Raw genomic sequence first — 13,413 nt, 5'->3', positions numbered from 1 at the left:
CTCCTTCTTCTCATTAATAGAAGATTACGTTATCAAGATCAGTTTTCACTAACTTTAAATAACTTTTTGATAGATTAGTGAATTGTCTACCAGTGATACTTACACCTTTGACTTGATTTAATTGAATAATTGGCGTATCAAGATGAACGGTCTTGGTTGTGAAATTATTTATGTCAACATTTTTGGTATTCTCTAATAATAAAGATGATCCTTGCCTTGTCTCTACCCGAATCCTGTCTAATTCAATTCCATCAATGTATCTTCCATAGATGCCATCACCAACCATATATAGTTGTTCTTTTACCATATCAGGTTCACCGCCTACTGCATCTACATCCGTAATCATTTCTATTGTTATCTGATTTAATGAAATATCTTTTATAGGCATCTCTGGCAATCCATAAATGAAACCAGCTGCTGCGCGACAGTTTTTAGCGTTTATATTACTTAATTGAATGTGTTCAATTACCGGCGTTTTCTCACTTACAGGTATTCGCTCATGCTTTACCATCGAAGGATCATCTAAGTCGACACCATACCGATAAAATGCGTTGATAGCTATCGGACATAAACAATCTTCCATTACGATATTATTAACTAGAATATTACGAATATAGCCACCACGCGCACGATTTGTTTTTATCCGAATTCCTCTATCTGTACCAATAAAAACACAATTTGATACAGTAACATTTTCTATTCCTCCAGAGTTCTCACTCCCCATAACAATTCCGCCATGGCCATGTAACATGGTACAGTTAGTAACTGTTATGTTTTCAGATGGTATTCCAATCTCTCTACCATTTGCATTAATTCCAGATTTAACTGCGATACAATCGTCCCCAACATCAAAATGACAATCAGACACTCTTATGTTCGAACATGAGTCAATGTCTAATCCATCACCATTCGGGGTATCTGATGGATTTTTAATAGTCAGATCTCGAACAGTTACATTATTACAATATACTAGATGGGTGTTCCAAAAAGGAGAATTCTGTAACGTAACACCTTCTAATTTGACCTGTTCGCAATCAATCAATTGTACTAATGGTGGTCGTAGAAATTGTGACGGCCACTCAACTAAATTCGTTTCATTTGGTTCGGTAAAATCCTTATTTAATTCTCTAATTTTATCTGTCATTTCAGATTGATAATCGACACCATTTTTCAATTCTTTATTAATTTCCCACCATGCCATCCCTTGCCCATCAATGACACCATCACCTTTAATTGCAACATTTTTCAATCCTCTTCCATAAACAAGTGGAGAAAATCCATAACATTGATAGCCAGACCATCTCGTCTGTACAGGATCATACGTAGTAAAGTCATCCGTAAATAAAATCTTTGCACCAGCATCAATGTACAAAGTAATATTACTTTTTAACTGAATTACACCTGTTTTATAAGTGCCAGCTGGAAAATAAACAATCCCACCGCCATTCTTACTACAATCATTTATTGTGTTTGCAATCGCCAGACTATTATCTTTTTGACCATCATTTATCGCTCCAAATTCTACAACATTATAAGCATACATGGTTTAGACCTCCTTTATTTATACCCTTCACGTATTGCTAAGAAAGTAAATCCTCACGTAATGGTGTAAATGTGTCTAATAGACTACTTGGTTCTAATGCAATCACACCATGCTCCGTATTGCTTGGAATATACAGTGACTCTCCCTTTGATAAGATATGAATCGAATCATTTAATGTAAATTCAAGCTTTCCCTTTAAGCAGTATGTCAGTTGTTCATGCGGATGACTGTGTATCTTTCCGACTCCTCCCTCATCAAATTTCACTTCCATCATCATTAATTCATTACCAGTCGGATGAATCTTTCTCGTGACTCCTGGATCCACTATTTCCCATTCACCAATATGCGACATAACAATTCCTCCTCATTTATGTGGGCTATTCTTTGCAAAGAAAGGAAGGATCAATTGCATCAACATCACTGCGAGAATAACGTAGGCTACAATCGAACCATCAATCTCTGCTGAAAAAATCATAAAAGTAATAATTCCCATCGCCCTAACCAAATTGATAAACGTTTCACGAAGCACAATAGATTCTACGCGAAACGCACCTTTTAGTGGCAACAAATCTATCCATTGGAAGTAAAAAGCCGCATAGGCGTTTCCTTGTAATGGTTTAAACAAATGATGCACAGACATAAACAAAATTACTGTAATCATATTTATATCCCAAATTAAAAACAGACTAGCTAAAATAAACCCTAAAGCAGCAAGTAACAAATATCCTCTTGTTGCTTCAATCTCTGCTAATCTAGAAATTAGATAACTAGATAAGATTGATAAACTTAAAAACACTATGTTTAAATAACCTACAACGCTTTCATTATTAAAAATGCTATAAATCAAAATTGGTGGAATGTACATGAGAATACCTTGTGGAAACCCAAGAACAAACCAGCCAATAAGTGCTTTTAAAAAGTTTGGCTCTCGAATAATGATCAATTTTAAATATTTCATATAATATGACTTGTGTGGCATCTTTTCCTTTTGAATTTGAAAACTACCTATTGTAGCAATAACAAACATTAAAAATGCTAATGAAAATACAATCATATAGCCGCTAAGCTCATTTGATAAACTAATAATAAAACCAGCAATTGCGGGACCAAGTAAATTAGATCCACCCATCACAATTTGGTTCCATCCCAAATAACGAAACCTATTTTGATCAGAAGAAAATTCATGAACAATAGTGAAATACGCTACCCAATACATACCCTGAGCAATTCCTTTAATCAATGCGAACCAATAAAAGTGCTGAATTATATTTTCCTGTAATACAACAATAAATAAATAAAATAGTGCGGTTAGTAAAATTCCATACCGATACATCAACGTGCGTCCAATTTTTTTAGAACGCTTTCCTATCAAGATCGTTGTTACCGCTTGTGCCAATATCGCAATTAAATTGTACATTCCACTAATCCATAAGCTATTTGTAAGGCGCCATAAGTATAGATTGACAAATATAATTGATAAAGAATTTCCAAATTGATAAATCCCATGATTAAATAGAATTTGCACCGCTTGTGAAGACAATTTCTTCTTTCGATTCATTTTCCATTTTTTCATTTATTTCATGCACTTCTTTCAATTAATATTTGCTGAGATAATGGTGAAATTCACTCACTTCTGGTAGCGGTAGAATCTCTTTTTTACACAATTGGTAAAGTTGCAGGCGTATCAATGTAGCCTGTGTAGTTGCATTCATATCCCCTTCTTCTAAACCTAATCCTAAATGTACAGGGTCTGGCATATCAGGATAATATTCACCGCTTTTTACTTGAGCAACATTTGGTGCAGATGGCGAACAAACTATTTCTCTAGAAAATCCTCCATCCTTCTTTTTAAACTTTTTCATATTATTATTAGTTATCTCGATAATCTCTTTTAAATCAGGCGGTGGTATCGCTATATCCAAGTAAGAAAGGAGATTAATAGGATTACGGATATAACACATGTCCTCCGCTTCTTCTGTACGAAGACATTGTAAAATACTTTGATAAATACACTCTGGATTAGGCATTTTTAATCGGAATTTATTATAAAACGTCAGTAGTTTAAACGTCCCAGAAATTCTTACATATAAACTACCTTGACCCCATAATCCTGTTTGTTTATCTTGTATACTTTTCAAATACGAAACCGCTTGGTTTAGATATACTTGCTGTTGTTCTTCTTTAAGCTCACGTATATAAACACAAGAATTTGCAAATAAGTCACATCCGCGCCAACTATTACGTAAATCAATACTTTTCCATTTCTCTAAGTAAGAAGCGGTTGTTTTCACATACGCTGGAGCTGTATCTTGATCCATTGGTAATGGATACAAAGGTCCAGCACCTAGATTTTTTAATGAACCTGTTGCATAACTAATAGCACGGTGAACCATAACTTCATCATTTCTCATTGCTCGATTGTCATCAAAAAAGTAGCCCGTTTTACTATCTTGTTTCTTTTGAAAGAAAACAATCATTTGTTCTTTCATATCCTCAGATAGACTATCTAATAAGTTATTTCTGATCAAAATATTTAATCCTTGAGCAGTTGATTCTATATCTGGGATCAATCCATCGATTGTCTTCGAACTTCTTGCATAATAAAATCCACCAGTACTTGGATCATATTGCTTTGCTAACCAAGAAAACAAATCTGGAAATAAATCATCCATCTTATCTAATAACCCCAGATAACCATTTGAGTAAGTAGACATGCTCCCACCCGCTTTCTAAAAGACTGTGTTCATGACATAAATCGTTATATATTCCAACGTAAATTACACGCTTCTCAAATTAAATTGGCTCCCTTTCCACAGGCATAGAAAGGGAATCCGTTTACTGACATAGCCTTAAGAAAGTTTCACTACGCCGTACTATATATCAAGTCTGAATATTGAAAAACAACTATTCTTTGTTAACCTTTTACAGATCCTAGCAATGCACCTTTGGTGAAATACTTTTGTAAGAAGGGATATACTAATAAAACTGGGACTGTTGCGACAACAATTGTTGCCATTTTTACAGTAACCTCTGGTGGTGGGACATCTGTAAATGACGATCCATCATAACTAATACCACTTGCAAGTACCACAATTTGTCTTAAAAGAACTTGAACTGGCCACTTTCCTGCATCACTCAAGTAAAGAATCGCATGCATATAAGTGTTCCAGTACGTAACTGCATAAAAAAGTGAAATCGTTGCAATGGCTGGCAATGAAATTGGAATTACGATTCGAAATAATATACCAAAGTCATTGGCACCATCTATTTTTGCGGACTCTTCTAAACCTTGTGGGAGATTAAGGAAAAAGCTCCTTAAAATAATCATATTAAAAGCATTAATCGAAACAGGTACAATTAGTGCCAAAAGTGAGTCTAACAACCCCGTCTGTTGAACAACTAAAAACGTTGGAATCATCCCACCATTAAATAACATCGTAAAAACAATAAGAAAATTTATATGCCTTCTACCTATAAGATCCCTACGCGAAAGACCATAAGCAGTTAATGTTGATAAGAACATACTCCATATAGTTCCACCAATCGTTACTGAAATAGAAACACCTAATGCTTTAAAAATAGTATCAGTGGAGAAAATATAACGATAAGCATTCAAACTAAATTCAGTCGGAAATAGTAAAAACGTCGTATCAGCAATTTCGGCACTTGTGGCGAAAGAACTTCCCAATACATGAATAAATGGTAGGATAGTTATCAGCCCAATAAGTCCCAACAGTATATAATTAAATGTATCAAATACCTTACTGCCGACTGACACTCTATTTTTTCTTCGTTTTTTTGTCATGTTTTTCACTCCTTATGCCAATTAATAGATTCCTTCTTCATCAAATAACTTAGCTAACTTATTAGCAAATATTACCATCACCAACCCTACAGCTCCTTTAAAAAATCCAACGGCTGTACTGTAGCTAAATTGTCCTTGCTGTATACCAGCGACATATACATACGTATCAAAGATTTCAGCTACTTCTCGATTCGAAGAATTTAACAATAGATATACATGCTCAAAACCAAGTTCAAGTACATCACCAATTTTAAGAATAAGTAATACTATGATGACACTTCGAATTGCCGGAAGTGTAATATGCCACATTTGCCTAAGACGAGTGGCACCATCTATTTTTGCAGCTTCATATAACTGCGGATCCACTGCGGTTATTGCTGCCAAGAAAATAATTGTTCCCCAGCCAGCTTCTCTCCATATAACTTGGAGAATATACATTGGACGAAACCAATCAGAGCTCATTAGAAAATTAATTTTCTCAAATCCAAAAACTTCCAGCATTGAATTAATAATACCATCGTCCAAAGTAAACATTACAAAGCTGATAGATACAATAACAACCCAAGACATAAAATGCGGAATATAAATTAATGTCTGGATGCCTCGCTTATAAAATGAATGTCTTACCTCATTTAACATGAGAGAGATAATAATTGGGATCGGAAAAAATACGAATATTTGTAAAACAAATAATACTAGCGTATTTCTAAAAATACTCCAAAACTCTGGACTGGAAAATAGTCGACGAAAATGTTCAAACCCCACCCATTCACTACCTGTTATACCTAAATACGGTTTATAATCCATAAAGGAGATGATTAATCCATACATAGGAAGATATTTATAGATTAGAAAATAAATAATCCCTGGAAGAATCATTAGATAAAGCATTTTATTTTTTTTCGTACGCCTCCACAATTCTTGTCTTCGTTTTTTCTTGTAATCAACAGGTATTTTTGTATTAGCTTCTGTTACTACTGTATTAGCCATTAGCAAAACCCTTTCTATAATTTTTTCTTTATCCCATCAATCCTTGCTTACAATCAATGTAGAGTAAGATAATGACTACGTAAATAATCATTATGTTATTAACTATAATTAAGTATGCGTTTACATTATTGAAAGGATGATTTAAACGTGAATATAAGATAATGATTATCCTATATTCACGTTGGTTATAGGTCGTTACTTTAAAAGGAGCATTCATATGTGTGAATGCTCCTTAATAATTAATTTAGTTTATTCCTACGATTCAACTTATACAAAACTACACCAGCGAATAATGTAACGAGTCCAATCAATAACCAATTAAACATCGATGTTGCGGTTTCTGGCAAAGATTTTGAATCTTTTATTTCTTCTTCATTCTTGTCACTTGAATTAGTATCTTCTATGTTATTATCAGTGACTGCACTTTCTTGTTTTTCCTTTTCTAAATCTTCACCCTGACTAGATTCATTATCTTCTATGTCTTGCTGATTTTCATCTACGGCTTCATCTTCCTTCTCTTCCAGTTCTTCATCTACTTCTTCATTTTCATCAATAGGATCATCTTCTGGTTGTTCCACATCAGGATTATCTTCCGGTTCCTCTTGATCTGGAACTGGATTCCAACCTTTCAATACATTTTCAACTGTCCACTCAGCTGCCTCTTCATCTGTTAGTTGTCTTCTGGAGTCATTTACTACAGCGCCTGGACCAGTATTTTTATATTCAAATAATCGCGCATCTTCAGGTTGCAAACCACTCATTGATGTCCATCCATCTGGATTGATATGTGCGCCCAGTTCACTATTTTTAATCAAAACACTTCCAATTGCATTGGGATTTCCACCGGATGGCCACGGTCTTCCTAGATAAACCGTACCGGCTGCTGCATCACTCGTTAATTTACTATTCATAATCATCATGCCATACTCATCTGAAATCAGAGTACTAGCTGCGGTAACATATCCATTTGTAGACTCAGAGCCCCTATCAAAGGAATGTATCACTGAATTAGCAAATACTACTCTAGCGGCTCCAAAAATAAAGTCTACATCTCCTTCCACATAAACATTGTCATAATAATGCGTACCAGCATTTACATACAATGTATCTTGATTGCCAATAAAACTTACATTTTTAAAATAAAGTCGATCTCCACTTGCGTATAACGCAACCGCTTGTGTTCCAGTAGTATCTGTTGTTTCATCAAAAGAATTTTCAAATGTTATATTTTCTACAATCAGATCATCAGCACGAAGGTATGCACTTGCACTGCCACTTGTGCCAAGAGTGCCACCTACTCCGTTATCTCTACCAGCATAATTATCATACGTGATAACCGTTTCTTTTTCGTCTTCTCCAATTAATGTAATGAAAGGTTTATTAGCTGGAACAGTAATAACTTCTTTATACGTCCCATTTTTTACATATATCATTACAGTTTGACTGTTGTTACTAGGTACAGCATCAATTGCAGATTGCACTGTATCATAATCTCCACTTCCATCTTGTGCCACTGTAATTGTGCTATCAATTTCGGCTAAACGCTTCATTTGTCCCTCCAACTCCTTTACATTTCCTTCGGCTAATGTTCTACCAAATGTGTCAACTGATTTCGTTTCAGCCACTTGAACAAATACTTTATTTGTGTAATTACCAGTTTGCTGTGCAATATCTAGTAACGATGTTCCCCAATGACCACCCCAAGAATAGCCATTACGTCTCTCTTCTTCTATCTCCATAATGTCATATTTAATAACACCATCTCGACCTGAAAAGATCGGTTTATTCGTTCCAATTTCATAAAAACGATACCAAGCTGTCGAATTTGTATCTTCTACAAAGTATTCATCATTCGGATCCCCACTAATATAACGCGTGTTCTCAAGTTTCACTTCATCTAACCATTCTAATGCTGCTTTAACCGATTGATTAATTCTCACTGTTTGCGGCCTAGACATTAGATAACGAATAATGCCGACTGACTCCTGACCAGAAATGGATGGATGTTCATATGAGCGAGCTTCTTTTGCTTCATATGTGATTGGGTCATGTTGCGCACACCATGCTGTCAATACTCCATCAACTTCGATTTGTGCTTGAAGAATATAATCAACGGCTAAATCAATTGAACTATTAACTTTAACAAGATACTCATCACTAATTAAATCAGAATCAAATGGATATTTGCGTTCTGCTACTAGATCCATTAATTCTAAAACATTGACCATTGCCTCATCATTAAAAGTTACATAGTCAGAGTAGTTCCCTCTAGCTGGATATACTTGTGCAAAACCGCCAGTTGGATATTGTAATTCAAATAGAAAATCCAAAGCTTTCTCTAAACTGTCTTGATACTTTGAATCTTTTGTTTCCTGATACACCTGTGCAAGATATAACATTTCTGTAATTGTGGCATTGTTATCAATCGTTCCTAATTCTTTACCATCTTCTATCCATTCCGAACGGGACTCTAAACCATCCCATGGGCGTGTGTATATTTGCGGCCAATTTTTAGTCCAACCACCGTGGTCCATTTGCCAAGTTAATAGATTATCTGCTTCTTCAATCGCTTGATCAAGATCACCCGAAAATCTAACTTCCTCTATTTGTTGCTCATATTCCGCATATTCATCCCACTCATCTAAACTGCGTAAGACCACTACCGTTTGCCCAAATTCATTGATTCCTTGAGCAGCTTTATCAATACGTAAATTTTTAAAACCTGGCGACAATAGCTCCCACTCATTTGTTGGAATAACAACATCAAGATCAGATACATCAAATGTTTCAAAGTAGCCGTCAAACGTTACCACCATAAGATTAGTCGCTACTGCATGAACCCCAACAATATTAACTTGTTCACTACTATTACTTTCTCGAAGAGGTTCTACTAATTCTTTTGCTTCTCCCCATGTCAATATATCTTCACCGACAGAACTAGTTGACTCTCCTTGAATAGTAGCAATAATATCTTGAGCTTCCTGTTTTGTTAACTCTTTATCAGGATTAATATTCCCATCCACAACTAGACTGTCCATATATCTTTTCTGCTTTGCTACTTTCAGTACATAAGAATACCATTCTTCAAGAGAAACTTCCCAAACATGAGTATCGTTACTAAGATTTTTAAATTTCTCCTCTTCTACGTATCCAAAGACTTCATTAATTAAAGACATGAAGGCAATTCTAGTAATCGATTGCTCATCAGTAGCTTTTTGATCAACAACCATTCCTAACTCTTTCAGTTTCTTCAATTCCAATCCACTAACGATTTCTGCTATTTCAGCATCTTCTACCTCAACTGGTGCTTCGGTATCTACCTCATCTTTATTATGAATTCGCAAATGGTCAATATTTGCTCCTCCACTTGCACCAACACCAGTTGCACGAATAGTATTTTCACCTGTTTTTAAATTTGCTTTTGTAGAAGTATAAACCCAAGTTGCCCAGCCATTAGATGGGTCAAATGCTAATTCTGGTTCAACTACTTCACCATTTACCATTATTTCAGCTGGACGTAAATCTGTTCCGCCATGAGCATATCTAAAATCCAAGTAATACTCTCCTTCAATTGGTAAATCAACTGTCCATTCAACCCAACTTCCAGGTGTATTTGGATTATAGTCAATAAAGCCAGTGCCAGTAAATCCAATATGTTGATTATCAACAATAACTGTGTCAGGCTCTAATGTTGCTTCTTCCGCTTCATAAATATCATCAACTTCCATATAAATTTTTAAATGATCAATATTTGCTCCTCCACTAGCACCTGTAGCTTTTGCAACAATGGTATTCTCTCCAGCTTTTAACTCTGCTTTAATTGATGTATAATCCCATATTGCAAAGCCGCCAGTTGAATCAAATACTAGTTCCTCATTCACTACCTTTCCATTAACCATTATCTCTGCAGGACGTAAATCTGTACCACCGTGTGCATAACGAAAATCAAGATTGTACTCTCCGTCTAATGGAGCATCAACTTTCCATTCGATACTTCCACCAGGAGCATTTGGATTGTAATCAACAAAACCTATTCCCGTAAAACCAATATGTTGATTATCCACAATTGCCCCATTAAGCGCTGCATATTCAGCTTCATAAATTCCATTAATTCCATCTTCCTCTGGTTCTGTTGGTTCTGGATCTGTTGGCTCCTCTGGTTCAGGATCTGTTGGTTCCTCTTCTTCTTCTGATGAGGATCCCTGAATATTGATATCATCGATATAGTGCCCATCTGTACTACTATTTGGTGTGAAAGTCTCAATAAAGTTCACTTTCGTCGCCGCTTCATTTAATGAAGTCGCTTCTAATAAAAGTTCATCATTAATAGTGACATCTGCCTTTTGTGTATCTAAATTAATAGTCACTTTTATTTTGTACCATTGGTTTTCTACTACCTCTATTAAAGGTTGATAGTTATCACCAGTCCGATAAGTTATACTTCCATTCTTCGTTTCAATAATAACTGGCGTTGCGTCACCTTTCACCCTCATGACCTTTGTCGAGCTTGTGTACGTCGGTTGCATAAATGCCATTTCTACTGTCACTATACCTTCTAAGTCTTCAAAAGATTTACTGATACTAACATTAGTTGCATCACTAATATCATTTAAAAAAACGCTTTTATTATTTTCGTCAGGAAGATCCACAACACGAACCGTTCCCCCACTTTCCGTCACATCAATATCTTTTGGTATATCACCAGTTGTATCATCGTTAAAATCAGTTTGAAAAACAACAACGTCTTTTGCAAGTACCTTTACTGGCTGTGTTGCAGAAGAAACAGAAATAAACAAAAGCATTGCTACTATTACAAGATAGCCAATTCGTTTACCTACTACATTCATAGAATTCTCACCTTTCCTTCTACCTTTTTTAAACTATTAGCATCAATTACTGGCTTTATTAGCACAAAAAATCATAAATGATGTATGCTCTAATTCTAGATGGAAAGATGTGAAGCACGATGTAGTTGTGAACGTCTTTCAATTGAAAGTATATAGCTTTGAAGTAGAAGAAAGACTAAAATCTTTTATGATAATTAACACGATTAAATAAAATGCCTGCCTCCTTATTAAATCGAAGGAACCAGGCACTCCAAAAACTTATTTCGCCATAAAGTAAATTACAAGGTTAATTCACACTATACTCCGCATTATATTCAGTAATAATGTTATCTCCACCTTGTGACTTCCAATTTTCAACTGCATCGTTAAAGCCGTCCATATCTAACTGTCCTAAAATATACTGATAAGTTGCATCTGTAATAATTTGCTGCAATCTAGCGCCGTCTTGAGCAAATGTCTCAGAGTATAACGGAACAGTAGGATCATCAATTAGATACTTTTCATTATCTAAATTTAATTCCTCTGACTTAGCTTTGACATCATAATCAAATGCACCTTCATAACGGCCATTTGTTGCAGGTTCACCAATTTCAATTGACTGATATGGTTTAACTTCTCGTTCAAATAATGATGCATCATCCACAGGAAGCGCACTTCCATCAGTCACTTCATAATGCTCACCTTCAATTCCCCAATAAGCTAAGTTCATAACTTCTGGTGACATAAACTGATCGAAAAAGCCCAAGATTTTCTTCAACTCTTCTTCTGTTTCGATTGCGCTTTTAGGAAACATAACCAAGTTACCATAACCAGGAATTGACCATATTCCAAATTCACCATCTGGACCTGCTATATGATTTTGGACATCATATTCAAGATCAGGATTAATCGCAACTGCATCATCATAAAGACTGCCTACGTCACCCATGGAACCTACGTAAATACCAGCAGTTCCATTTTTTATAAATTCTTGTTGATCAATTTTACTTGTTACAGGAAAATCTTGATTAATATATCCGTTTTCATGTAGGTCTTTAAAGAAATCCATTGTTTCAACGTATTCATCAAACATAAATTCAGGAGCCAACTCTCCATCTTGTTCTCCCCAATAGTTAGGCGTACCGAACCAAGAAGAGACAGTTTTAAATGCTCCATAAATCAAATCACTCCTGTCAGTTATCCCAAATGTATCGTCCTTTCCATTCCCATCAGGATCATCTTCAGTAAAAGCTCTTGCCATTTCATAAAATTCTTCTGTTGTCGTTGGCGCTTCTAGTCCTAAGTTATCCGCCCAGTCTTTTCTATAAATTATACCTTGTCTTGATAAAGGTCGCCCTTGATATAATGTATAAACATTCCCGTTAACCCTTGTATTATCTACAACATTTTCTTTTAATTTACTTAAATTTTCGTATTCATCAATCAATTCCGTTAGATCCCAGAACTGATCATCCTGAATAGCATCCCTAAATTGGACAAATGTGCTTTGGTTCTTCAAAAATACCGCTTCTGGCAAAGTATTCGTTGCAAATGCAGTGTTTAAACGATCTTCATAATTGTTATCAGGAATCCACTGCATCTCAATATCTGTGTTTGTTAATTTCTCAATTTCTTCTAGTACCTTTTCTGATGGCACCTCAGGTGTGTGTAAATTCGCCATGATTGAAAACTCATATGTCCCATTTTCTGTATCCGAGGTGTTATCTGATCCTTCTTCACCACCTTGTTCGGAAGCGCTTTCATTATTGCATGCAAATAATACTACTACTGCTACTAAAAACAATGTGACTAAACCAAGCTTTCTCCAAATACTCATTGTACTAACCTCCATAGATATACAATTATTTGTTGCATCTCCAATCTTATTTCATAAGTTAAAAATTGTATATAATCAATATTACATATAAATAACAACGTTTGAAATCCCAAGTATTACCTCAATATTCAAAAGGTTGAGCCTTTTATTTTTGCATAATACATATTTTATATTATCAAGTATCTTACATAATGATTATTCTATTCCTAGATATCATAATCCAGTCATGGAGGAAACAATCAACCCATTTTTTATAGCTGATTATATTTCTAGTTTTTTCTCATGTTGTGACTGCTAAACTAGAGTAGACAGTTATTGCTGAATAAGAAGAAACACTTATTACCCAAATATACCAGTAAAATAAAATACTCTGCCATTGTATGATGTTTAATATCTATCAATAACACATCAA

Annotated in this window: 8 protein-coding genes; all 8 read right to left on the bottom strand. The window is 35.1% G+C overall.

The annotated features are described in order from the left end of the window. Positions 1-13 precede the first annotated feature (13 nt). Complete coding sequence (locus D2K62_RS11395) at positions 14-1,543, bottom strand: glycoside hydrolase family 28 protein (protein ID WP_117161490.1); 1,530 nt, start codon at positions 1,541-1,543, stop codon at positions 14-16. Between the two features lie 37 nt (positions 1,544-1,580). After that, positions 1,581-1,895, bottom strand: coding sequence for a cupin domain-containing protein (locus D2K62_RS11390; RefSeq protein WP_112179986.1), 315 nt, complete (start codon positions 1,893-1,895; stop codon positions 1,581-1,583). Between the two features lie 12 nt (positions 1,896-1,907). Continuing rightward, entirely contained in the window at positions 1,908-3,116 is a 1,209-nt protein-coding gene (locus D2K62_RS11385; RefSeq protein ID WP_117161489.1) for an MFS transporter, read from the bottom strand. 22 nt (positions 3,117-3,138) lie between these two features. Next, positions 3,139-4,257, bottom strand: coding sequence for a hypothetical protein (locus D2K62_RS11380; protein WP_117161488.1), 1,119 nt, complete (start codon positions 4,255-4,257; stop codon positions 3,139-3,141). A 200-nt stretch (positions 4,258-4,457) separates the two neighbouring features. Continuing rightward, positions 4,458-5,348: a carbohydrate ABC transporter permease gene (locus tag D2K62_RS11375; RefSeq protein ID WP_112179983.1), complete on the bottom strand. Its 891-nt coding sequence runs from the start codon at positions 5,346-5,348 to the stop codon at positions 4,458-4,460. Between the two features lie 21 nt (positions 5,349-5,369). Beyond that, entirely contained in the window at positions 5,370-6,338 is a 969-nt protein-coding gene (locus D2K62_RS11370) for an ABC transporter permease (protein ID WP_117161487.1), read from the bottom strand. A gap of 239 nt (positions 6,339-6,577) precedes the next feature. Beyond that, positions 6,578-11,185 carry a pectate lyase gene (gene pelA / locus D2K62_RS18965; protein WP_198671304.1) on the bottom strand — a complete coding sequence of 1,536 codons (4,608 nt, stop codon included), beginning with the start codon at positions 11,183-11,185 and terminating at the stop codon, positions 6,578-6,580. A 286-nt stretch (positions 11,186-11,471) separates the two neighbouring features. After that, a complete protein-coding gene (locus D2K62_RS11340) occupies positions 11,472-13,001 on the bottom strand; it encodes an extracellular solute-binding protein (protein WP_198671303.1) in 1,530 nt (509 codons plus the stop codon). Between the last annotated feature and the right edge of the window lie 412 nt (positions 13,002-13,413).

It is taken from the genome of Paraliobacillus sp. X-1268 (assembly GCF_003426095.1).
GTDB lineage: Bacteria > Bacillota > Bacilli > Bacillales > Amphibacillaceae > Paraliobacillus_A > Paraliobacillus_A zengyii.
Note: the sequence above shows the minus strand (reverse complement) of the source record. Positions and strands in the feature narration are given on the sequence as shown.